At 53.7% G+C, this 23,751-nt stretch carries 18 protein-coding genes and 6 pseudogenes; 10 read left to right on the top strand and 14 right to left on the bottom strand.

Annotated elements, in window-relative coordinates; translation table 11 throughout:
* Positions 1–37 precede the first annotated feature (37 nt).
* Together trpB and trpA are read left to right on the top strand one after the other, a co-directional pair.
* Positions 38–1,249, top strand: a complete 1,212-nt coding sequence (gene trpB, locus TKWG_RS17955) for a tryptophan synthase subunit beta (protein ID WP_014752193.1) — start codon at positions 38–40, stop codon at positions 1,247–1,249.
* On the top strand, positions 1,246–2,055 hold the full coding sequence (gene trpA, locus TKWG_RS17950) for a tryptophan synthase subunit alpha (RefSeq protein WP_014752192.1): 810 nt from the start codon (positions 1,246–1,248) through the stop codon (positions 2,053–2,055). Before trpB ends, trpA begins: the two co-directional genes overlap by 4 nt.
* Before the next feature lie 45 nt (positions 2,056–2,100).
* Here trpA and TKWG_RS17945 read toward each other — a convergent pair whose 3' ends face one another.
* Genes TKWG_RS17945 through TKWG_RS17935 form a run of 3 tightly spaced genes read right to left on the bottom strand, consistent with a single transcriptional unit; the run spans position 2,101 to position 4,596 of the window.
* Positions 2,101–2,883 (bottom strand): IclR family transcriptional regulator, encoded by a 783-nt coding sequence (locus tag TKWG_RS17945; RefSeq protein ID WP_014752191.1) that lies wholly within the window; start codon positions 2,881–2,883, stop codon positions 2,101–2,103.
* A 50-nt stretch (positions 2,884–2,933) separates the two neighbouring features.
* The gene (locus tag TKWG_RS17940; RefSeq protein ID WP_014752190.1) at positions 2,934–3,386 is read right to left on the bottom strand and encodes a MaoC family dehydratase; all 453 of its coding nucleotides are present in this window, start codon (positions 3,384–3,386) and stop codon (positions 2,934–2,936) included.
* A 19-nt stretch (positions 3,387–3,405) separates the two neighbouring features.
* Complete coding sequence (locus tag TKWG_RS17935; protein WP_014752189.1) at positions 3,406–4,596, bottom strand: CaiB/BaiF CoA transferase family protein; 1,191 nt, start codon at positions 4,594–4,596, stop codon at positions 3,406–3,408.
* A 125-nt stretch (positions 4,597–4,721) separates the two neighbouring features.
* Here TKWG_RS17935 and TKWG_RS17930 point away from each other — a divergent pair, with 125 nt between their 5' ends.
* The 5 genes and pseudogenes from TKWG_RS17930 to TKWG_RS17910 all read left to right on the top strand — a co-directional run bounded on the left by TKWG_RS17930 (position 4,722) and on the right by TKWG_RS17910 (position 9,952).
* On the top strand, positions 4,722–5,741 hold the full coding sequence (locus TKWG_RS17930; RefSeq protein ID WP_202947738.1) for a C4-dicarboxylate TRAP transporter substrate-binding protein: 1,020 nt from the start codon (positions 4,722–4,724) through the stop codon (positions 5,739–5,741).
* A gap of 37 nt (positions 5,742–5,778) precedes the next feature.
* Entirely contained in the window at positions 5,779–6,297 is a 519-nt protein-coding gene (locus TKWG_RS17925) for a TRAP transporter small permease (protein WP_014752187.1), read from the top strand.
* A pseudogene (locus TKWG_RS25505) lies at positions 6,294–7,609 on the top strand (TRAP transporter large permease). Before TKWG_RS17925 ends, TKWG_RS25505 begins: the two are co-directional and overlap by 4 nt.
* A gap of 26 nt (positions 7,610–7,635) precedes the next feature.
* On the top strand, positions 7,636–8,778 hold the full coding sequence (locus TKWG_RS17915) for a type 2 periplasmic-binding domain-containing protein (protein WP_148274581.1): 1,143 nt from the start codon (positions 7,636–7,638) through the stop codon (positions 8,776–8,778).
* Positions 8,775–9,952, top strand: a pseudogene (locus TKWG_RS17910) (CaiB/BaiF CoA transferase family protein). The gene TKWG_RS17915 and the pseudogene TKWG_RS17910 overlap by 4 nt, the downstream one beginning before the upstream one ends.
* Before the next feature lie 182 nt (positions 9,953–10,134).
* Here TKWG_RS17910 and acuI read toward each other — a convergent pair.
* The 8 genes and pseudogenes from acuI to TKWG_RS17870 all read right to left on the bottom strand — a co-directional run bounded on the left by acuI (position 10,135) and on the right by TKWG_RS17870 (position 17,860).
* Positions 10,135–11,120 (bottom strand): annotated as a pseudogene (acuI, locus tag TKWG_RS17905) (acrylyl-CoA reductase (NADPH)).
* A 199-nt stretch (positions 11,121–11,319) separates the two neighbouring features.
* Positions 11,320–12,086, bottom strand: a pseudogene (locus TKWG_RS17900) (IclR family transcriptional regulator).
* Positions 12,087–12,177: 91 nt separating this feature from the next.
* Positions 12,178–12,787 (bottom strand): annotated as a pseudogene (locus tag TKWG_RS17895) (cysteine dioxygenase).
* Positions 12,788–12,868: 81 nt separating this feature from the next.
* Positions 12,869–13,615, bottom strand: coding sequence for an enoyl-CoA hydratase/isomerase family protein (locus tag TKWG_RS17890; RefSeq protein WP_014752180.1), 747 nt, complete (start codon positions 13,613–13,615; stop codon positions 12,869–12,871).
* Positions 13,612–15,108, bottom strand: a complete 1,497-nt coding sequence (locus tag TKWG_RS17885; protein WP_014752179.1) for a class I adenylate-forming enzyme family protein — start codon at positions 15,106–15,108, stop codon at positions 13,612–13,614. The genes TKWG_RS17890 and TKWG_RS17885 overlap by 4 nt, the downstream gene beginning before the upstream one ends.
* Before the next feature lie 40 nt (positions 15,109–15,148).
* A pseudogene (locus tag TKWG_RS17880) lies at positions 15,149–15,948 on the bottom strand (tripartite tricarboxylate transporter substrate-binding protein).
* A gap of 303 nt (positions 15,949–16,251) precedes the next feature.
* Positions 16,252–16,593 (bottom strand): carboxymuconolactone decarboxylase family protein, encoded by a 342-nt coding sequence (locus tag TKWG_RS17875; protein ID WP_014752178.1) that lies wholly within the window; start codon positions 16,591–16,593, stop codon positions 16,252–16,254.
* A gap of 64 nt (positions 16,594–16,657) precedes the next feature.
* Positions 16,658–17,860, bottom strand: coding sequence for a mandelate racemase/muconate lactonizing enzyme family protein (locus tag TKWG_RS17870; RefSeq protein ID WP_014752177.1), 1,203 nt, complete (start codon positions 17,858–17,860; stop codon positions 16,658–16,660).
* 389 nt (positions 17,861–18,249) lie between these two features.
* Here TKWG_RS17870 and TKWG_RS17865 point away from each other — a divergent pair, with 389 nt between their 5' ends.
* Complete coding sequence (locus tag TKWG_RS17865) at positions 18,250–19,239, top strand: NAD(P)-dependent oxidoreductase (protein WP_014752176.1); 990 nt, start codon at positions 18,250–18,252, stop codon at positions 19,237–19,239.
* 94 nt (positions 19,240–19,333) lie between these two features.
* Here the strand turns inward: TKWG_RS17865 and wrbA are convergent, their stop codons facing one another.
* Both wrbA and TKWG_RS17855 read right to left on the bottom strand, forming a co-directional pair.
* Entirely contained in the window at positions 19,334–19,933 is a 600-nt protein-coding gene (wrbA, locus tag TKWG_RS17860) for an NAD(P)H:quinone oxidoreductase (RefSeq protein ID WP_014752175.1), read from the bottom strand.
* A 277-nt stretch (positions 19,934–20,210) separates the two neighbouring features.
* Entirely contained in the window at positions 20,211–20,810 is a 600-nt protein-coding gene (locus TKWG_RS17855) for a TetR/AcrR family transcriptional regulator (RefSeq protein WP_014752174.1), read from the bottom strand.
* 142 nt (positions 20,811–20,952) lie between these two features.
* Between TKWG_RS17855 and soxC the strand changes: the two genes are divergently transcribed.
* On the top strand, positions 20,953–22,296 hold the full coding sequence (gene soxC / locus TKWG_RS17850) for a sulfite dehydrogenase (protein ID WP_014752173.1): 1,344 nt from the start codon (positions 20,953–20,955) through the stop codon (positions 22,294–22,296).
* Entirely contained in the window at positions 22,283–22,858 is a 576-nt protein-coding gene (locus TKWG_RS17845) for a c-type cytochrome (RefSeq protein WP_014752172.1), read from the top strand. Before soxC ends, TKWG_RS17845 begins: the two co-directional genes overlap by 14 nt.
* On the opposite strand, the gene TKWG_RS17840 is transcribed toward TKWG_RS17845, so the two are convergent.
* The gene (locus TKWG_RS17840) at positions 22,795–23,715 is read right to left on the bottom strand and encodes a GntR family transcriptional regulator (RefSeq protein ID WP_081489410.1); all 921 of its coding nucleotides are present in this window, start codon (positions 23,713–23,715) and stop codon (positions 22,795–22,797) included. The two genes, TKWG_RS17845 and TKWG_RS17840, sit on opposite strands and share 64 nt — an antisense overlap.
* Positions 23,716–23,751: the final 36 nt, after the last annotated feature.

Genomic DNA, 23,751 nt, shown 5'->3' with positions numbered 1-23,751 from the left:
TACAGGCGGAAAGCGCATGACAGGAGAATGGATACCCATGGTTTCATTGAATACAAATACAGGCGCGGCAGGGATGTTCGGCGAGTTCGGCGGACAATACGTTGCCGAAACGCTCATGCCGCTCATTCACGAACTGGCTGCCGAATACGAAAAAGCCAGCACCGATGAAAGCTTTCAAAAGGAATTGGCCTATTTTCAGCGGGACTATGTAGGACGGCCCAGCCCACTCTATTATGCAGAGCGGCTGACCGAACATCTGGGCGGGGCGAAAATTTACCTCAAGCGTGAAGAGCTTAATCATACCGGCGCCCACAAAATCAATAACTGTATCGGCCAGATTCTGCTGGCGCGACGCATGGGCAAGAAAAGAATTATTGCCGAGACCGGCGCCGGGATGCACGGGGTCGCAACAGCCACTGTGGCTGCCCGCTTTGGTTTGCAATGCGTCATTTACATGGGTAGCACCGATATTGATCGCCAGCAGGCCAACGTATTTCGTATGAAATTGTTGGGCGCGCAAGTGTTGCCTGTCACAGCAGGCACTGGCACGCTAAAGGACGCCATGAACGAGGCCCTGCGTGATTGGGTCACCAATGTCGACACCACCTATTATCTGATTGGTACGGTGGCTGGTCCTCATCCCTATCCAACGATGGTCCGGGATTTCCAGGCAGTGATCGGTCGCGAAACCCGCGAGCAGATGCTGGCCCAGGAAGGCCGCCTGCCCGACTCGCTTGTCGCCTGCGTAGGGGGCGGGTCCAACGCCATTGGCCTATTCCATGAATTTCTGGATGACAAGGATGTGAAGATTATCGGCGTGGAAGCAGCCGGCCATGGTATTGAAAGCGGCAAGCATGCAGCGAGCCTGAACGGTGGTGTGCCCGGCGTATTGCACGGCAATCGTACGTTCTTACTGCAGGATGACGATGGACAGATTATTGATGCGCATTCGATCTCTGCCGGTCTGGATTATCCGGGCATTGGTCCCGAGCACGCCTGGCTGCACAGTATTGGCCGGGTGCAGTATACGGCGATTACGGATGACGAAGCGCTTGACGCCCTGCATCAATGCTGCCGCCTGGAAGGGATTATTCCTGCGCTGGAAAGCGCTCATGCACTGGCCGAAGCGTTCAAACAGGCGCCTTCTCTGCCCGGCGATCACCTGATGGTCGTGAACCTGTCCGGGCGCGGAGACAAGGATATGCAAACTGTGATGCAACATAGCAAAGAGAAGGAGCAACAAGCATGAGCCGCCTGCAACAGCGTTTTGCACAACTGAAGAACGAGAATCGCGCAGCCCTGGTCACATTTTTAACTGCCGGTGATCCGGACTATGACACCGCCGCCGCCATTCTTAACGGATTGCCACAAGCGGGCGCCGATATTATCGAACTTGGCATGCCGTTTACCGATCCGATGGCCGACGGCCCTGCCATTCAGCTTTCCAGCCTTCGCGCACTGGCGCAGGGTCAGAATGTTGCCGCCACCCTGAAAATGATCGGTGAGTTTCGGCAGCACGATAACGAAACGCCGATTGTGCTGATGGGGTATTTCAATCCTATTCACCGCTATGGCGTGGATCGGTTTATTGCCGACGCAGGCAAGGCGGGGGTGGATGGGCTGATCGTGGTGGATCTGCCGGCTGAACACGATCGTGATCTTTGCCTTCCGGCGCAGGCTGCTGGCATCGACTTTGTACGTTTGACCACACCCACAAGCGATGACGCGCGTTTGCAGCAGATCCTGGGTAATGCCGGCGGCTTTGTCTATTACGTTTCTGTTGCGGGCACCACCGGTGCCGGTTCAGCGACCATAGAGCATGTTCAGCAAGCGGTCACAAGGATTCGCAGGCATACGGATCTGCCGGTCAGTGTCGGGTTCGGGATTCGGACACCGGAACAGGCAGCCAATATTGCCCGGGTAGCCGATGGCGTTGTGGTCGGCTCGGCGCTGGTGCAGAAGATTGCGCAGGCAAAAAATGGTGAGCAGGCCCGCACAGATGTGCTGGGGCTTTGCAGTGAACTGGCGCAAGCGGTACGCAAGGCGCGTAATTGATGCGCGTAGCTCGTTAAAGTATGTCCAGAAGATTGCGTGATGGGTTCAGAGTCCGACCTGTCGCGCAATTTCAGCCGCACATTGTTTCAGTTTTGGCAACGCCCACAGTAAATCAGGCGTATCGCTTTTTTTCAATGCCACGAGCGTGAGTGTTGCCCGGGTTCTTGACTTCGGATTGCCAATGAGTACACCCAGATCCAGCCAGCCGATGAATTTCTCACTGTCCGAATGGTCGTATCCTCGATCCTGAATCATTTCCAGTCTATTTAAAAATGCCGCGCGCTCTGTTGACGACATCGCGAGGAAGTCAGGCTGCCGTTCTAGGTATTCTAGGAGTTCATCAGATCTCATGGCAGCCAGCAGCAATCGCCCTGATACAGTGCCCATAGGAGAGTGTAGGGACCCAATCTCCACGGACAGTCTGAATGGCTTAGGGCTTTCCGACTGTGATAGAACAAGCAGGCGATCACGATGAAGCACGCTCAGGTGACAGGATTCGCGAAGCTCATCTGTGAGGCCATTCATCAGGGGATTGGCGGCTAGCAGTAACTCGTCGTACGGTGAGTGAGTCCGGCTAAGTTCAAACAGTTTGAGCGTGAGGCTATAGGCGCCATTTGCCTGATCCCGTTTCAGATAACCCCTTTGCTCCAGATAGGAGAGCATCCGGAACAATTCACCGGGTTGTCTACCGAGTGCGCGAGCAAGCTGGGCCTGTGTCATGGGCACAGCGAACTCTGACAGATGCTCAAGGATGTCCAGCGCTTTTTCCAGCGCAGGAACCGAATATTTGGTTGTCGCAAGTTGCGTGTCTTTTTCTGGTTCAGTCATTGTGAGAGCACAGTGCTGCGGGTAAAGTAGCTATTTTAATGGGAGACTGTTCAGGAAAGCGGATGGCGCCGTTCGACCAGGTATAAATGTTCACAAACCAGTACTGTTTCCTTGTTCTGGTTGTTGATGCTCACTGATTCGACCACAATGCCGTGTGTCTTGCGTTTGGGATGATCGCGTTTTTCTGTGATTTTAAGTGTGACGTAGAGGGTGTCGCCGATAAAAACCGGCTTGATGAACCGCAGGCGATCGTATCCGTAAGACATGGCGCGCGGATTAATCTGGCTGGCCGTCATGCCAATGCCTACGCTAAACACCAATGTTCCATGCGCTATTCGCTGCCCGAAGTCTTGCGTCTGACACCAGGCGGCATCCATATGGTGCGGAAAAAAATCTCCAGTCTGGCCGGCGTGGACCACAATATCGGTTTCTGTAATTGTCCGTCCCAGTGTGCTGCGTGTCTCGTCCAGGTAATAATCTTCGAAAAACTGTTCATTTATCATAATGATGTGGCTCGCATTGTCATGTTGCTGAATTGGCTAGCAGAGTATCGATCTCGGCGTTGTCTGCGCCGAGTTTGGGTGCTGGCCGTTCACATGTCAAAATTTTTCCGTCTATGCGAATCGGGCAGCGCGTTGTTTTCATTGAGGCACCGCTGGTGGCGGTAATCGTCTGGACTACGTCAAGCGTTTTGAATCCCTGGTGTTTTATGAGTTCTGGCCAGTTTTGTACCGGGGCGCACCAGATGCCTTCAGGCTCAAGGATTGATAACCAATGGGTTGTATCCTGGGTCGACAAGTGATCTGCCAGGATGCGCTTGTAATAATCCCGCTGATCAAACCAAGAGGCCGGGTCTTTTGCCTGTTCGGCAAGCGTGGCGCATCCAATCAGGCTGCCAAGTTTATCCAGTGGTGTCATAGCCAGGGCGAGATAACCATCAGCGGTTTGGTAGATGCCATAAGGTGCCGCAGTATGAACATTGGCGTGATTGACGGTACTGCGAACAGGTTGTCTACCGTCGCTGTTGAGAAAGGCAGTGAAAGGCTCAAATTGGAGATCCATAGCTGACTCAAGCAGACTGACCGTTATGCGGGTTCCGGCACCGGTGCGGGCCTGCTTGAGCAGGGCACCCATGATGCCCTGAGCCAGATGTGCGCCAGTCATCAGATCAATGATCGACAGGCCAGCTGGAACGGGACCGTCATTTGCATTTCCACTGAGCCAAGCGAGGCCGCTCAAAGACTGGACAAGCAAGTCCTGGCCTGGTTTATCACGCCAGGGGCCTTCGTCACCATATCCACTAATTTCACCGTAGATCAGACGCGGATTAATGCTTCGCACTGAGTCATAGTCTAGTCCTATCCGCTGCATGACGCCGGGCCGGAAATTATGAATCATGACATCTGCAATCTGCAGCAATTTCTTAATATTGGCAAGGTCAGCAGGGTTCTTGAGATCCGCGCTATAACTTTGCTTGTTTCTGTTTATGGTGTGAAATAGGGCGCTGTCTCCGTCGTGAGTCTGATTGGCAACAATCAGGCTTCGGCAGGCGTCTCCCCCGTCGGGCCTTTCTACTTTAATAACACGCGCACCCAGATCGGCCAGGCGCAACGCGCATGACGGACCAGCAAGAAACTGACTGAAGTCGAGAACGACAATACCAGCAAGTGGCAGCTCTTCATTTTTATCAGAGGGTATTTTATTTTCATTCATATATAAATTATCAGTTTACAAAATAATCAAATCTATAGTGGTAATCCCTATATATATGCTATTGCATAAAGTTCTGACTTCAAATACATTTCTATTTAAATCAATAGTTCACTAGTAAACTAATAGTGAAAAATAAAATTTTAATAACCACGGAGACAGGTTTCATGCGGATAAGTCAAGTAATGGCAATGGCTGTTGTGGGAATGACCATGTTGGCGTCAGCTGCGACAGCTCAGACGGTGCTGCGTTTCGCCACATCTCAGGTCAATCCCGAAGAGCCCGTTATCAAGGTAATGAAGGATTTTGCCGATAAGGTCAAAGCGCGTTCCGAAGGTAAGTTGCAGGTATCTCTTTTTACTGGGGACCAGCTCGGACCGCAGAAAAAAGTGAATGAAATGATCAAAAGCGGTGCGCGGATGCTGAATGTGACCGATTACGGCCAACTTAGTCAGTTTGTGCCAGACTTGGGAATCGTGGCCGGGCCATACCTTTATACGAGTCTTGAGCAGGCACAACGCCTGTTTGCGTCCGACGTCTTCGATAGCATGGCAAAAAAACTGGAAGCGAGCGGGATAAAACTGATTATGGCAGATGGCCTGTTTGGGTATCGTCATGTTATTTCCAGTAAACCGGTGCGCACGCCAAAGGATATGGAGGGTATGACAATCCGGGTGCCGCCATCTCCAATCATGCTTGCTACATTCAAGTCTATCGGAGCTCGTCCGACAGATCTGCCTTGGAGTGAAGTCTATAACTCACTGCAAACTAACGTTGTTGATGCCGCTGAAGCCAACTACGGGTCACTTGCCGGGTCCAAGTTGTATGAGGTCCGCAAGGTCGTTTCCGAGACTGGTCACCAGATAATGTTCGCTGCGTTTGTTACCAGCACTTCGTTTTTCAACGGACTGCCGCCTGAACAGCAGAAAATTCTGCTGGAGGAGGGCAAAGCCGCGGGTGCTCAATTGACCAGGCGTACTCTGGAATCAGATGCTGCCTATGCGAAATCATTGAAAGAACATGGCGTACAAATCGTGACTGATGTTGATGTCAAGGCGTTCGCGGAAAAGGCCAGGGCTGCTTACGATGCGGTTCCTGGATTGACTCCGGGAATTGTGGAGCAAGCACGCAACGCAATGAAGCAGTAATGTTTGAAATAACTGTTGCAAGAAAGGAACTGCGTTCATGAATTCATTGGATGATAACGACAGGCTGCGTGTCCGCCTGTTCAGTTGGCAACGCGCGGATGAGTTGGTGGGCGTATTCTGTCTACTATTGATCGTGTTTTCGATTATTTGGGGCGTATTGACACGATATGTATTTTCGCAATCGGCCTCTTGGAGCTTTGAGCTGGCGGTCATCGCGTTTGGGTGGATGGTCTTTTTTGGCACCGCTGCCGGCGTACGAAATCGGATGCACGCGGATATTGATGCCCTTGTCACCAGATTTCCCAGGCCGGTACGCAAGGTGGTGGCCATTTTCAACTGGCTATTGCTTGCCGCTCTTTTTGCCGGGTTCATTGTGCTGTTTACGTGGCAGGCGATCGTCGCCCATTCCATTCTTACCGTTGCGTTAAGTCTTCCCCGATCCATCGTGTATGGGCCTATGGCTGTGGCCAGTGCAGGTATTTTGTATCAGCATCTGAAGTTGCATCCGTGGCGACCGCATGCGGAAGACGAGACCTCGGCCGAGGTAATCATATGACTTTCATGCATCTTTGGGGGCCATCAATTCTGATGCTGGTTCTGCTTGCCCTGCAAACCCCCATCACCTGGTCGATGGCTGTGGCAGCGGCTGCTTTCTTTATCTTAAACGTTGATATTGTGCCTATATCCACATTTGCACAGCAGATGAGTGACGGAACGGATTCCGTTTCGCTATTGGCATTACCGCTCTTTGTATTGGCCGGTACCATCATGAATGCAGCGGGCATCACCCGACGCTTGATGACGCTCGCAGAAGTGCTGGTGGGGCACATGACCGGTGCGCTGGCGCAAATGTGTACGGTTTTGGGTACGTTGTTAGGCGGCCTGACAGCCTCAGCCAATGCCGACGCTGCAATGCTATCCAAAACCATTGGCCTGGAAATGGTGCGGCATGGTTACAGTCGACCATTTGCCGCAGTTATTACATCATCGGCCGCCATTATTACGGCTTTGCTGCCACCGTCAATTGGCTGATAATTTACGGATTCCTGTCAGAAACGTCTATCGGCCGACTCTTTGCTGCTGGCGTGGTTCCCGGGCTGGTCATGGCCGTGGGGCTCATGCTGACAACCCATCTGGTTGCCCGCAAGCGTGGCTATAAAGCACAGCGGATATCGCGAGCGACGACTAAAGAAGGCATGTCGGCATTGCGAGATGGCCTGTTGGCGTTATCTATTCCTGTTGTCATTTTTGCTGGCACTCGATATGGGCTGTTTACCACAACGGAGTCTGGCGCCATAGTCGTGCTATATGTATTGCTGATTGCGCTTTTTGGTTATCGTGAAATGAAATTGCGTGATCTGCCCGAAATTCTCGCAGAAGCGGTGCGCGATGCCAGCGTGGTCATGATCATGATATGTGCTGCGGCCGCTTTCGGTTTTTATCTGACCTGGGAGCAGGTTCCTCAACAGATGTCAGGCTGGTTGGCGCACGCGAGTTCGGATCCGTTGATTCTATTGCTGCTCATTAATGCTGCGCTCATTGCTCTGGGTATGGCTATTGAAGGCTCGGCGGCGCTGATTATTCTGACACCGATGCTACTTCCGATCATCGCCCCGGCAGGGATTGATAAAGTTCATTTTGGCATTGTGATGATCACCAACCTGACTATTGCGGGCATCACGCCGCCTGTTGGTGGACTTATGTACATTTCGTCTCAGGTGCTTAAAGTAAAAATGGGTGCGTACTCGCTTGAAGTATTGCCATATCTGGCCATGATGATGTTGTTGCTGGCTTGCATTCTCAGCATGTTTCCGCAATTGTCTCTCTGGCTTCCAGACTTAATCTACGGCAATAGCGCAGTACAGTAGACCACTTCACATTCAGGAACATGGAAATGTCAATATTAAGGGGGATGACGTGGGACCATCCGCGAGGCTATGAGCCGTTGCAAGCTTGCAGCGAGATTTGGCAGCAACACACTGGGGTTCAGATCGAATGGGATCGACGATCATTGCAGGACTTTGAATCGTTCTCTGTCCAGACACTTGCCAGGAGCTACGATCTGATTGTGATCGATCACCCCCACGTGGGGCAGGTAACCCACGAAAAATGCTTGCAACCATTGGATTTGCCCGCGCGATATGCAGAACTGGAAGGCCTGAAAAACAGTAGCGTAGGCGCCTCAGTAGACAGTTATTATTGGCAGAATCACCAGTGGGCACTACCCATTGATGCTGCAACGCAGGTACAGGCTTGGGTGCCAGGCCGCCTGACCGAGCCTACCCAGACGTGGGAGGAGATGATGGTGCTTGCCCGCTTGGGGCAGGTATTATGCCCGCTGCGACCGCCGCATTCTCTGATGCTCCTTTTCTCACTGATGGCGCATTTGGGCGCTCCAGGTTGTCCAGAGCAACCTGATTTATTTGATCCCGCGATCGCATCTGAGGCTTATAATCGCATCCTTGAGTTGAGTGATCATCTTCCGCAGGTTTGTTGGAGTATGGATCCGATCGCTGCATTTGAGCAAATGAGTCGAGTCGATTCACCTGTCACGTGCGTTCCTTTTATCTATGGTTATGTCAGTTACGCGCTGGAAAAATTCAGGCCGGTTCGCGTTGCTTTTTCGAATATACCCGTGATTGATGGCCGCGAGCCCAGCGGCACCACACTTGGCGGAACAGGCATAGCCGTTTCTGCATTCTCTCGTGCATCAGCGCAGGCTACTGCATTTGCGTATTGGGTGGCTAGTGCGCAGGTGCAGCGTACTGTGTATGCCGCATCGGGCGGCCAGGTAGGGCACGCTGCGGCCTGGGAGGATGAATCGGTAAACACGCCCGTTCTCGATTTTTATCGTGCTACGCGTGCCACGCTGGACGGTGCATGGGTTCGTCCCCGGCATAGCGGCTATATGGACTTCCAGCAGAAAGCCTCCGATTTACTCAATGAGTGTCTTCAGGCACGGCGTTCGGCATCTACATTGGTTTTCCAACTAAACGCTCTGTATGCCGCTAGTCTTAAAGGTCAGTCTGTCAAATGACGTCACGCGCGACGGCGACGGCCCCTACGTTACCGCTGGATGGAGTGCTGGTGCTGGATATGAGCCAGTTTCTGTCTGGTCCTTCTGCAGCCTTGCGTCTGGCTGATCTTGGCGCGCGTGTGATCAAGATCGAACGGCCGGGAAGTGGCGACATTTGCAGACATTTGTATCTCACCGATACGGATGTGGGGGGCGACTCTACGCTATTTCATGCGATTAACAGGAACAAAGAAAGCTTTGGGGCCGATCTGAAAACCCTGACGATCAGCAGCAGGTTCGGCAACTGATACAACGGGCCGATGTATTGGTACATAATTTCAGACCCGGGGCCATGGCACGTTTGGGCCTTGATTACCAGGCAGTGAAGTGTTTGAATCCGCGACTGGTGTATGCCGGCATATCAGGGTATGGCGAATCTGGGCCTTGGGTAGAATTCCCCGGACAGGATTTACTAGCGCAATCGCTCTCTGGTGTGCTCTGGTTAAACGGTGATGTCGAGAACGGGCCGGTGCCATTCGGACTTGCCGTGGCTGATATGCTTAGCGGACATTTACTGACTGAAGGGATTCTGGCGGCGTTGGTGCGCAGAGGTATAACCGGCGACGGCGCTCAGGTACAGACTAGTCTGCTTGAGGCGTTGATCGATTTTCAATTTGAGGTATTAACAACCTATCTTAATGACGGCGGGCGCGCACCCGAGCGTTCGGGCTTTAGAAACGCTCACGCCTATTTGGCCGCACCATATGGCGTATATCCGACCCAGGACGGTTATCTGGCACTGGCGATGATGCCGCTTGCCAAGCTGGCCAAAACGTTACCGTTGCCGGCACTCGATTTTTACGTCCAAATGCCGGGAAGCGAGTTTTCGCAACGTGATGCCATCAAGCGGCTGATTGCTGCACATTTGCTTACGCAACCCGTTTCGTATTGGCTGAATCGTCTTCAACCTGAAGATGTTTGGTGCGCTGAAGTGCTGGAGTGGGATCGCTTGCTGAAACACGAAGCTTTCAGGCAACTGGACATTCTGCATAATGTCAGTCGTGATGATGGTATTCGTTTGCGGACCACTCGTTCGCCGATACGCATCAATGGACACCGGGTGGGTGGTGGGCATTTGGCTGCGCCGCGCATTGGTGAGCATACTGAAACGTTGCGCCGCGAATTTAATCTGTAGATCGTGTCGACATTACCGTAGGTGGCAAACATCAGCTTGAGTGCAATTACAGATGAATTAGATGGCTATTTGCACAAAAAACTGTTGGTTACAGCCTTGTATCTACAACAAATAGGGCAGCGCATGGATAGCACATGCTGTACTTTCCATGCGTAACGGCTTGATTAAATTATGAGTGTTTGTTATGTATTTACGTCCACGACAATCCGCCCGCGCACTTTTCCTTCCAGTATCTGGTTGGCCAGGGGAATGACTTCATTTAAACCGACCGTCCGGGAACCGATCAGTGCCAGCTTGGCCGGATCCAGCTCATTGCTCAACCTGTCCCAGGCCTGCTGGCGTTCCTTGACCGGGCAATGCACACTATCGATCCCGACCAGCGTAATGCCGCGCAGAATGAATGGTGCGACCGATGCAGGAAAATCCAGGCCCTGCGCCAGACCGCAAGCGGCAATCGCGCCGCGATACTTGGTGCCCGCACAAACATTGGCCAGCGTGTGGCTGCCGACGCTATCGACCGCGCCTGCCAGCGCTCCTTGCCCAGCGGTTTGCCGGGCTCGCTCAGGGTATTGCGATCAATTATGTCGGCGGCACCCAGTTTGCTCAGATAGTCCGCCTCTTGCTGCCTGCCGGTGGATGCGATCACGCGAAATCCCAAGGATGAAAGCAGCGCGACGGCTACGCTGCCGACGCCACCTGCCGCGCCGGTCACGAGGATGTCTCCTGATTCGGGCGTCAGGCCGTTGCGTTGCAGCGCCATGACACAAAGCATGGCAGTGTAGCCGGCTGTGCCGATGGACATGGCCTGCTCCGGTTTCATGCCCGAGGGCAGGCGGATCAGCCATTTGCCATTGACGCTGGCCTGCTGAGCCAGGCCGCCCCAATGGGTTTCGCCTACGCCCCAGCCATTGAGGATCACGGCGTCGCCGGTCTTGAAATCCGGATGCTGGCTTTGCCTGACCGTACCGCAAAAGTCAATACCCGGAACCATGGGAAACTGCCGGACCACCTGAGACTTCCCTGTAATGGCCAGTCCATCCTTGTAATTGATGGTTGAATATTGCACATCGACAAGAACGTCTCCTTGGGGCAACTGCGCCTCGTCCACGGACGTTGCTGTGGCACGGTATCCGGCATCGTCTTTTTCAATCAGTATGGCGTTGAACATTCGGTATTTCCTCCAATTGGGTAAATGGCTGGTTGCCCGGCGAGCGGGACTGTGAAGCTGATGGTTTCAGGCAGGCCGCTGGTTACGCCCGGGCGCAGTGCGGGTCACCCTGGCAGGCGGCTGACCTGCGGCTATGCCAAGTGTGGTTGACTGAATTCTCATAAAGCACATTCCATTTCAGTATAAATAGACGCGCGGGCTATTCATTGGGCCGGGCTGCTTTTGCCGTGTAGCCCAGTTGTTGCGAAATTGCGCCCGCGCACTGGATAACTTCGGGAACCAGTTGACGTATGCGTGCGGGTGTCAGGCGATCCAGAGGTGCTGATATGCCAACAGCCCCATAATTTGCCCCAGCCCGTTAAAAATGGGAACTGCGATTCCCCCAACGCCGTCGCGCCATTCGCCGCGATTGACGGCATAGCCCTGTTTGGCTGTCCGGGTCAACGCGCGTCTGAGTGTGTCCAGGTCTGCGATGGTCGCGTCTGTATGCTTTTTCAGTTGCGCGGCGTGGCTTTCCAGAAAGCTGTCTGTCTGATAGGCAAGAATGGCCTTGCCGGTCGCGACCGCATAGGCAGGGGCGCGTCCGCCAATCATGGAGTAAGCGCGAATTGGCTGCGGGCTGTCGATCTTGTCGACATATACGACATCGAACCCGTCCAGTACAGACAGGTGGATGGTTTCACCGGTGCTTTCTGCCAGAACGTGCATGGCGCCAGAGGCGATACGCCGCAGATCCAGCTGCGCAAGCTGGTTAGCCGCCAGTTCAAACAGCCGGATACCGCCGATGTAGTTGTCCTGATCGTCGCGCGCTACAAAACCGGTATGAATGAGTGTTTGCAATGTCCGATGTGTATTGCTGCGCGTCAGACCGACTTTATCGGCCAGCTCCTCGATGGTCCGAATTCTCTCGGTAGAGCCAGTAACGACTTCCAGGACTTTCAGGCCTTTGATGAGTGTTTTATCCATGACGTTATATATCCTTCCCTGTACGCTAAGTAATAAGGCGACAGAATACATCAGAGGAGGGGGAAAGAACACGTTCGTCATACCGGCGACATCAGGTTTTTCGGCTTGCAGAACGATCCCATACATTGGGAACCAGGTCAGAAGAATAGCCGGAGATAAACGTTTTTGGCTGACCGCTTGCAAGGTCAAAAACATGCCGATTCACAGCGCCGATGTTGCCGCCGTACAGATGAATGCTGATAGATGGTTTATCTTTGTACGCATTGAACACCTGATGTATATCGCCTTCGGCCGGCAGCAGTGCGTCGACCATGCCGGGTTCGAGCCGGTCCGGCTCCCCGTCGGCAATAAGCGAGCCGTCTGTGTTGGCGCGATAGCGCTGACTCAGTTCTGCTCCACGCAACATGCCAACAAACCCCCACACCATGTGATCGTGCACCGGTGTCTGTTGTCCGGGGCCATACAAAACTGACCAGTGAGAAACGCTCCAGAGGATCACAGTGCAGGAGAAATTGCTGATAAAAAGTGGGGTGCGGCACGGTGCAAAACTCTGGCAGCCAGTCATCCTGGGCAACGAGATCTGCCAGCAAGGGCTGCATGCCAGCGGGTGGTCGCTGAGTGTCAGCATGACCGTCCGTAAGTTTGGTGGCTTTTTGAATAAAATCGCGCAGGCGGTTCAGGTTTGGCGTATCCATTGTCATTCGTCTCTTTATTCGTTTCAATAATTTACATTGCCTTGCAGGCGGTGTGAGCGCTCCATGTTTGTATCATCATGCACGGTTTTACTGCCCTTTGAAAGCGGGCGGGCGTTTTTCGTTAAAGCTTGCCAATCCCTCTGCAAAGTCGGCACTCTCGAATACCCGCTGGTTTTCCCGCCATGCATGGCCGGCGATTTCCACCGGACTCATGGGCGTGGTCTGGGCAGCCAGGCGCTTGAGCATGTTCATCACCAATGGGGCATTGGCGGCCAGCCGTTGCGCCAGCTTCATCGCTTCAACCATATGCTGGCCTGGCGCGACCACACGGTTAACCATACCAACATCATAAGCGCGCTGGGCGGTAATTGGCTCTCCAAGCAACATTAATTCCATTGCTACCTTATGCGGAATCCTGGCTGCCGCTGATGCAATCATGCCGCCAGCAAAGCCCATTTTGGCTTCCGGATACATGAATTTGGCGTCTTCGGTAGCCACGCACAGGTCGCACATGAGTGTGAGAACAATAGAGCCGCCAATGCACCAGCCGCTGATCGCTGCAATGAGCGGTTTTTCCAGCAGAACGCCGACATTGGGTGTGAAGCTGCGGTAGTCTGGTGGCGCAGTGCTGGCCATGTCCTTGCCAGCAGAGAAGGCCTTGGTGCCGGCACCGGTAAGAATGCCGACGCGATCTTCTGGCGTGTCATTCAGGCGTTTCCACGCCAGGGCCAGGCCGGCTTCCACCTCCGGGCCGATGGCATTCAGGCGGTCTTCGCGATTAATGGTGATGATGGCAATGCCATCACGGGATTCGTAAGTTACGGCATCAGTCATGTCAGCTCCTTCAGGGTCTGTTTCAGTTGGTGTTTGAGTACCTTGCCATTGGGGGCAACCGGCAGGCTATCGACAAACAGAATCCGTTGCGGTCGCTTGTAGGGAGAGAGACGATCCTGCAGAAACAGACGCACGTCTTCTTCTTTCAGGCAGGCGCCCGGACATAGTTCGATCATGGCCACGATCTGCTCGTTGCCACAGATGGTGTGCCCCAGCACCGCTGAATGCTGAACCTGTTCATGGGCATTCAGTGCGGTTTCAACTTCAAGCGGCGAAACATTGAAGCCGGAACGGATAATCAGGTCTTTGCTGCGTCCTTCAATGGTAATACGGCCGTCGGGCAATTGTCTGGCGAGGTCTTCGGTATTGAACCAGCCGTCTGATGTCAGGACAGTTGCGGTGCGCTGCGGGTCGCGAAAATAGCCTTTCATGATATTGGGGCCTTTGGCCCACAATGAGCCTTGTTCGCCCTCTTTTACCGGGTTGCGTTCGGTGTCCAGGATTGCAACCTCTACGCCGGGGTTAGGTGGTCCTACGGCACAATCAGGATTGGCGGACTCCAGCCGGGTCCAGCAAATGGCTGATCCTTCGGTCAGGCCGTAACCATTATGCAGTGTCAGGCCGAAAGTCTGCTCTACCTCCCGCTTGAGGGTGGGATCCAGCGGTGCACCGCCAGCCGCAATGACTCTTAACGTCGCAGACTGCAAATCCCGTACTTGTTCCGATTTGACCAGCCGGGAAAACATGGCGGGGGCACCCTGCAAAACAGAGATACCCTCGCGGTTCAGACTGTTTACGCAATGGGCAACGGTAAAGCGCGGCACCAGTTGCACATGGGCGCCAGAGGCCAGCGTGCCAAGCAGGCCAGAAGACAAGCCCATGACATGTGTAATAGGCAGGATACCGTATACACGATCCTCGGGTATCAGGTGTCGTTGCTGCTGCATTAGTGAACCAATATAAAGCAGGTTGCCGTGCGTAAGCATCACACCCTTTGGGGTGCCGGTGCTGCCGGTCGTGTAGATGAGCGCGGCCACCTGGTCCTGCGCCGATCCATAACACGGTTCAGGCAATGTTTCCATTACCGGACCCATTGCCAGGGCGCCGAAAGGCGTTGCTACCGCTTGCGCTCCGTGACGCTTGGCATGCTCACTTGCTGAGGGAGAGTTCTCAGTCAGGTAAAAAATACGCCGAGGCTGGGCATGGTTGCATACGGCATCGGTTTCAAGCGGCGCACGGCGGGCATTTTCCAGGACAACCCAGATATCATCAAGCCCGGCGGCAAGAATGAGTGTTGCCAGCACGGTACTGTTTTCGCCGATCAACGCGAGGCGATCGCCGGGCCGAAGACCGCAGTCGCTCAGAAAGCGCCGGCAGTCGGCTACAGCCCTATCTAACTGTCCGTAACTGAGCGAGCGGATCTCATCGGACACGGCCGGGTTGTCGGGGGTATGCGCTGCCCAATGTTTCAGTACATCACCTAGTCTTCGCATTACTGTTCCTGTTGCAGGCGTATTGCAATGCCTTGCTGTGTCATTTGGCCTGAACGTTCATCTCTGTGGTGATCGCGGCCCAGCGATCAATTTCGGTATTGACGTAGTTTGCAAATTGCTGCGGATCTGAGGGCTTTGGCGTCGCGCCCAGTTGCTTCAGGGTGTTCAACACTTCCTGGCTTTGCAGCGCGTCTGCTGCTGCCTCGCTCAGTGAATTGGTGATATTGTCTGGTGTCTTTGCCGGTACCCAGAATCCGTACCAGGCAGTGACGTCATATTTTGGCAATGTTTCTGATATGGCCGGAATATCTTTGGAATAGGGCGATCGCTGGGCAGTGGTTACGCCCAGGCCACGCAACTGGCCCGAATCTATGTATGGCCAGGCTTCGTTGGCAAATACCATGGTCGTCTGGTTGCCTATCGCCGACTGAATGGCGGGCGCCCGCCCTTGAATGGGGTGTTGATAAGATCAATGCCAGCCATGACCTTGAACAGTTCGCATGACAGGTAGGGCGAGGAGCCGACGCCAGATGTCGCGCAGCTAAGTTCCCCGGGTTTCTGCTTGGCAAGCGCGATCAGTTCGGCAACATTCTTTACTGGTACCGATTTGCTCACGGCCAGAAAATTGGGCACGGACACAATTTGTGCGACCGGCTTGAGATCTTTGCGCAGATCATAAAGCGGGTCCTTGTAGAAATACATGTTCAGTACATTTGAAATACTTCCCAGCAAAATCGTATAGCCGTCCGGCTCTGAACGCACCACTTGTTGTGAGCCCAGCATGCTGCCGGCGCCAGGCTTATTTTCCACAACAATCGTTTGTTTCAGCTCCTTGGCCATTTGGTTTCCAACTGCGCGACCCAGGATATCGGTGGCGCCTCCTGCGGCGTAGGGCACAATCAGGCGTATTGGTTTATCTGCAGGCCAGGCGGCATAAGCACTGGCCGATGCCAGTACGCACGCAGCGGCCAGCGCCAATGATGTTCCCGACCGAACTGCTTTTTCTGCTTGTCTGCTCATTTTATTTCTCCTTTGGGTACTTCCTGATCTGAAAGTGATAGCTGTTACCCGTGGCTTGGAATTATTGTTGCCACGCCCCCGCAAACTGCGTCCGGTGGAAACTGCTTTCCGCCGGGAGAGATTTCATTTGTCCATTTGTTCAAATGCTTCAATTGCGCGTACCGAATACACATAGGCTGCGCCGGCATTGAGCGCTACTGCAGTACCAAGCGCCTCGCTAACTTCTTCCACGGTTGCACCTGCCTTCTGGGCTGCAGCGGCGTGCGATGAAATGCAGCCGTCGCACCGGGTGGTCACGGCCACTGCCAGAGCGATCAATTCACGCGTCTTGTCGTCCAGATGTCTGGCCTGCCCAAGCGCCTCGTTCAGGCCACGATAGGCCGTAACCACCGCAGGGTTGTGTTTGGCAAAAGCGGCGCCGCCCTTGCGAAGATTGCTCAGTGTTGCGTTCCAGTCATTGATCATGTGGTTGTCTCCTTGGTAGACGAGTAGTCACTGCATTGTTGAAGAAATCTGGCTGTAGCTAAAACTATCGGGACTGACGCGGCCGGATCAGTCCGCCGCCTGGTTTTGGCGGATGCGCTCTGATGGCTTCTTCCACGGGTTCTGTTCCCCAGCCTGGCCTGTCCGGAACGATCAGATGTCCGTCTACATACTCAGGAACATAGGTGAATAACTCTTTATCCCATGCCAGTCGGTCAATATCCGTCTCCATGATGCGGAAATTAGGCACCGCGCTTGCAAAATGCGCATTCATCATGGTGCACAGGTGGCCATAGAAATTATGTGGAGCAACATTCACTTCATGGATATCGGCCAGATTGGCGATTTTCATCGACTGCCATGCGCCATTCCAGACAACGTCGACAATCGCAACGTCAACGGCATTTTTCTGAAAGTAAGGCAGGAACTCCCGGGCGCCGAACAGGGTTTCGCATGAACTGATCGGATGTGGACTGTGATTCCGTATATATGCAAGCGCCTCGGGGCTATAGCTGTCAATTTCCACCCAGAAAATGTCATGATCGGCGATGGCGCGCAGTATTTTCAGGTACCCCTCTGTCTTGAAGTTGAAATTCAGATCCAGCAGGATCTCCATATCGTCTCCGGCGCCGTCACGTAATGCTTCCAGGCAATCGCGAAGGTTCCGGATGATCCGGCGATCGGCATTCAATTCGGGATAGAACGGAGCGGCAAAACCCGGGCGCCAGGCGTAGGCGGGGCCATCATCAAAAATGAACGTATTGGATTTGAGAGCGCTAAAACCGCGTTCACGTGCCTCGGCTCCCATGGCCTTGACGCCGTCCAGATCAGTGACGGCAGGTCCAAAGTACTTTGGATGATTAATGCGCCAGGCCGGACAATGAGACCAGTAAACACGCAGCTTATCGCGTACCTTTCCGCCCAGCAATTCGTAGCAGGGCACGTCCAGCGATTTGGCGCGCACATCCAGCAACGCATTTTCCAGGGCACCAATACCTTCGGCAACCACGCCGCCGGCCGCTGGGCGCGTTCGGCTGTAGGCCTCGGCGTAAAAACGTTCCTGACTGGGCACCGCGTTGCCAATAAGCATTTCGCTCAGCTTCTGAATGACCGCAGTAACTCCTGGAGAGCCAAAGCCTTCATCAAACTCCGCCCATCCGCAAATACCGGCATCAGTCGAAATCTTGACGAAATAGTAATTGCGCCAACCGGCGTCGCAGGACAGTGTCTGGACATCTGTGATCTTCAACTTTGACTCCTTTTCCCGGTTTATGAACCGAAGGGTATTAGTTTATAAATCCTAATTATTAGGATTGATATTCTTAAAAATAGGAAGTTTTGAGAATACTAAAACAAATTGACCGGAATGAAAAGCTCTTTCCGAAAAAATTTCATGTGAAATAGCGATGCGGAACATGCAGGGTGGGCGTGCAATACCAATTATGTGGCCTTGCCATATTTCAAACATCATGGATAGAGATCGATTGCTGTGGGTTTTCCCCGATGGCGTGCATTGCGCGGTTCCACGGTACACTTCGCATTTACAAAAAATTCGCAATGTCACGGCGTATGTTGCGCGCACAGTCGATGCGCAGCGTTGTTCCAATTGACCTTTCAACCAGAAACAGGGAGCGCACCATGAGTGCTATTGTTCTGCTGACCAACCCGATTGATTCCCACGAAACAGCACGTCTGAGTGAACATGCGCAAGTGCGCGTTGCTTCGTCGCTGGATCAGCACGTGCTTGCCAAAGAGATACGTGAAGCTGACGTGCTGATTGTGCGCTCGCCAGTCGCTGCTGCGGTTTTGGCGCAGGCTGATCGTCTTCGCGGCATTGTCAGGCACGGGGCTGGAGTGGATATTGTTCCGGTTGCGGAAGCGACGGCAAGGGCAATTCCGGTGAGCAATGCACCCGGGGCAAACGCTGTTGCAGTGGCAGAGTATGTAGTGGGTCAAATGCTGCTGCTTTCACGTCGCCTGCATACGGTAGATTCGCTGCTTCGCAGTGACGGATGGGGCGCATCGCGGACGCTGTCTGACCGAGCTGTTGAACTTCAAGGAAAAACGATCGGTATTATTGGTGTCGGCGCCATTGGCCAGGCACTGGCCCGCATCTGTCATTATGGTTTCGGCATGTCCGTTATCGGCTATCGCCGCGATCCAAGCAAAATGCCAGACTATATCGTTGCAGCAACCAGTGATGATGTTTTTCGAGTGGCCGATTTCGTGGTGCTTGCCTGCCCGTTGACTGCGGAAACCAAAGGCATGGCAAACCAGCGGACATTGAGCCTGATGAAGCCGGGCGCCAGTATTATCAACGTGGCGCGCGGCGCGGTGATTAATCAGACAGATCTTATTGACGCGCTGGCGCAGCAGAAAATAAGCGCAGCGCTGGATGTTTTTGAGTCGCAGCCGCTGCCTGAAGACTCGCCCTTGCGTACGATGCCGAATGTTATTTTAAGCAGTCATATTGCAGGCATTACCATGGAAAGCATGCGTCGCATCAGCGAGTTATCAGTGAACCAGACACTGGATTTGCTTGCTGGAAAATTGCCGACACCCTTGGTCAATCCGGAGGTGACGCAGCGGGCACTGGAGCGGATGCAAATGTTGCAAACCTCGTTCTGAGATAAAGACGGTTATTTCCTCGCTATCAGGCTGGCAGGTCCTGTTTGATGACAACGCCGGGCCAGCTTATAGGGCCAGCGCCGGCGCTTGTACCTCAGCCCTTCAATTTGACCGCTATTTTCGCGACATACTCACCTTGATGCTTGGCGATGCCAAGCTCACGCTCGTCGGGCTGGCGTGAACCGTCGCCGCCGGCAATGGTCGAGGCGCCATAAGGAGTCCCGCCACCCACTTGCGATATGTCGAACAGGGCTGGGTTCGTATACCCAATAGGCACGATAATCATGCCGTGGTGGGCAAGGGTGGTCCAGGTAGAGGTGATGGTCATTTCCTGGCCGCCGCCGGTGCCGGTAGAGGTAAACACACTTGCAATTTTTCCGGCGAGAGCGCCTTTTGCCCATAAGCCACCGGTTTGATCCAGGAACGTACGCATCTGTCCTGCCATGTTGCCGAACCGGGTTGGCGTACCAATAATAATCGCGTCGTAGTCGGCCAGATCCTGAACAGTCGCGACGGGTGCTGCCTGTTCAGCTTTGCCGCCCGCATTGCGAAAGGCTTCTTCATTCATCGTTTCGGGAACGCGCTTGACAGTAACTTCGGTGCCCTGTACCTGGCGGGCGCCGTCTGCAATGCTGTTTGCCATGGTCTCGATATGGCCATACATGGAGTAGTAAAGTACAAGTATCTTCGTCATGCAAAAACTCCTGTCATTGGTAAATGAACCGGCTGGCGAATGTTTGCCGGGTAGGAACGAAGTGCGATACGTTCAGTATAGTAAAAACGAATGTCGTGCAGGTGACTGCAGTTTATCTTTGTCGAATAAACCGCGACTCCGGTCTTGGCAGGCCGGATGCAGCGATGATGATGGTTGATCTTAATCTGTTTACTGCATGTGTACCGGTGACGCGCATCCGAGATTTTAGCAGGGCGATGGGCACCTTGAAGGAATGTGCCTGCGATGTATGGTCCGATTATTTTCGCAGGCCTTTTAACGCAATGTCATTGAAGGATGCGATTGCGTCGGCCAGTTCATCGGGCCGTTCGGGATTAAGCCAGATATAACTGTAATAGTACATTCCCAGCACGGCTTTCATGCGCACGCGCGAGTAGGGCAGCAGTACTCCTGAGTGTGCGCCGCGTTCAACTGTTTCCTTCCAGAGCGATTCGTATTCGCGGTGTAGTTCGGCTACCTTCTGGCGGCGCTCGCTTCCCAGGCTCTGTATTTCGCGAAAGCACACTGTCAGCTCCGGAAGGTTTGCGGCAATGACCTGCAGCAGATCCTGTCCGAGCCGCTGAAGACAACGCTCGGGATCTGCCTCGTCTTTTAACGTTTGTCTGCCCTTGTGTACCAACTCTGTCATATAGCGAGTGCAAATGTCGTCCAGGACATCATCCTTGCTGCGAAAGTGATGGTAGAAGGCGCCGCGGCTGATTTGCAGTGCGTCGCATAGCGCCTGCATGCCCACGGCATGAAAACCATGCGCAGCGAAAAGCTGCGCTGCTGTTCTAAGAATGCGTTGTTGCAGGGTTTGCCCGGACGCGTCCGCAGCGATGACTTCGGTTGGGGCCATGATGGAGCATCAGGTAATGTTAGTGACCCAATTTTAGCAGCAACTTGCGCTTGCCAAGGGATGTAGATATCGTTATCATGGAGAAAACCGATCGATCGGTCGGTCGGTGAGTTTTATGACATTGGCAATATGGGGAGATAATATGAACGAAAAGGATGCATCAACGGCGGCCATTGCCGAGCCTGCGGGCTCGCAGCTAAAGCCCGCGTCTGCAGGGACACGCGCGGCGCGACGTAATTTTCTTTTACACAGCAGTGCTGTAGTGACCGCTGTGGCGACGGCCGGCGTGGCGCGCGAAGCGCTTGCTGCCGATCCCACCAAAGAGGCAGCGGCCGATGCTGCCGCCAATTTGCCGCCGAACGTTCCCAAGTGGACGCGTTCACTGGGCAGCCCGACGGCGAGTCCTTATGGCAAGCCGTCTGCCTTTGAAAAAAAGGCGATCAGAAATATGTACCCTGGCCTTAAGGAGCCGATGTCTGCCTATAGTACCTCGCCGCTGCAGGAACTTGACGGAACAATTACACCCAATGGCCTGTTTTATGAGCGTCATCATGCCGGCGTTCCGCAGATCGATCCTGCCGAACATCGCCTCATGCTGCACGGGCTGGTTGAACGACCTTTGGTATTTACGATGGATGAGATCAGGCAATTTCCCTGTGTTTCGCCTATTTATTTTCTGGAGTGCTCGGGCAACCCGTCCTTTTTGCCACCTTACGGAAAGACTGCTGCAGAGGTAGCGGGACTGGTCAGTTGTGCGCAGTGGACGGGGGTGCCTTTGAAAACGCTGCTGGAACATGCGGGCCTGAAAAAAGAAGCGAAATGGATCGTCGCCGAGGGCGCGGACGGTGCGGCCATGACGCGCAGTATTCCAATTGAAAAATGTCTGGACGACGTGCTGGTTGTCTATAGTCAGAACGGAGAACGCTTGCGGCCGGAACAAGGTTATCCGATCCGGCTTTTTGTTCCCGGGTTTGAAGGCAATATGAGCATCAAGTGGCTGCGCCGGCTGCATGTAACCGACCAGCCAGGGTACACCCGTGAGGAAACGGGCAAATACACAGATCTGATGGCTGACGGACGTGCGCGTAAATTTTCATTTGTGATGGAGTGCAAATCCCTTATTACCCAGCCTTCGGGCACGCATAAACTCACGCGCAAGGGAACGCATGAGATTCGCGGTATTGCCTGGAGCGGACACGGCAAAATCACGGCGGTTGATATTTCCACAGACGGCGGCAATACCTGGAAGGCGGCCACATTGCAGGAGCCGGTGATAAGCAAAGCCCTTACGGCATTTCGCTTTTTGTTTGACTGGAATGGCGAGGAACAGGTGATTATGAGCCGGGCTGTTGATGAAACCGGCTATGTACAGCCAACGCTTGACCAGCTCATTGAAGCGCGCGGCAAGGTTTCTTTTTATCATAACAATGCGATTCAACCATGGAAAATCGCCACGACCGGAGAGGTGACCAATGGACGGGTTTAAACAAATTATGCTCGGCGCCTGTGTTATGGCAATGTCATCTGTGATCCATGCCCAGCAGGCACATGATTTCAAGGGATTGGGTTCGCCGGCAGGCCATGAACAGATCGCGGGCTGGAATATCGATGTTTTTCCGGATGGAACCGGACTGCCTGATGGGCAGGGAACGGTCGCACTGGGCGAAAAAGTATATAAAACCCAGTGCATGAGCTGCCATGGCGTTAATCTGGAAGGCGGCCTGGGGCCAAAACTGGTGGGTGGCCAGGGCAGCCTGGCCAGCGATAAACCGGTCAAGACCATCGGCAGTTACTGGCCTTATGCCACGACGATCTTCGATTACGTGCGGCGCTCCATGCCGTTCCAAAGCCCGCAGTCGCTCAGCAATGAAGACGTGTACAGCGTGACGGCCTATTTGTTAAGCAAAAATAACATTGTGCCAGCAGACACAACACTGGATGCCAAGTCGCTCGCAGCGGTCAAGATGCCCAATCGTGATAATTTTTATGTCGATGATCGACCAGACACCAAGAATGAACGTTGCATGGCCGATTGCTTGAAGAAGTAAATGCGCAGGTAACGAGGGCGGGTGTCATTGGTTTGTTTGGCTGGGCTCATCGTTGGGATCCCAGCCAGCAAATCGGGCCATACATTTTCCTGTATATCCTGAAGCCTGATCCGGAACCGGCTATCAGGCGTCAGGGCGCCGAAAATGCGTTCAAGATCAATATCATCCGATGTTTCCCGCAGCTTCAGGCTGTTCAATATATGATCCAGATGTGCCAGCATCAGTTGAACGGCGGTTTCGCTATCTTTGTTGATGATGGCCTGCACAATTTCCGAATGCTCGTCGGCTCGGCAACTGAAGGCGGTCGGGGCATCGTAAAGGGAAATAATCAGGCAGGTGAGCGTGGCCAGTTCGCGGGTGCTGCGCAGTAAAGACGAATTACCGGCAAGCTCGGCCAGCAGTATATGGAATTCGCCGGAAAGCCTGATGATGCTGGGCTGATCTTGCTGGAGTCTGGCCTGGTCTTCCAGTTCAAGATGTTCGCGCAACTGGGCAATTTTGGCCTTGTCCAGTGTTGCAACAAGTTTACGCACTGCAAAAGGCTCAATCAATTGCCGCGCTTCGAACACATCCCTGGCTTCTTCCACGGTTGGTTTGGCGACAAATGCACCCTTTTGGGGGATCAGGTCTACCACGCGCTCATGGGCAAGCTTGGTCAACACCTCGCGGATACGTGCGCGATTGACAGAGAAAATGGCCGCAAGCCGATCTTCCCCCAGTTTTGTGCCTGGAGGAATTCGGTGTTCCAGAATGGCCGAGTATAGCCTGCTGGTGATATCCCCCACGCTAAGCTCACGCCCCTTTCGCTTGGTGTTCACACTGTTGCTGACATTCTTGTCTACAGATTTCGTACGCATAGGCGCTATTCTAGCAATTTCCACGTACAGGCTGCG

The sequence above is a fragment of the Advenella kashmirensis WT001 genome, from assembly GCF_000219915.2.
Taxonomy (GTDB): Bacteria; Pseudomonadota; Gammaproteobacteria; order Burkholderiales; family Burkholderiaceae_B; genus Advenella; species Advenella kashmirensis.
This window is presented reverse-complemented; position numbering and strand designations above follow the sequence as displayed.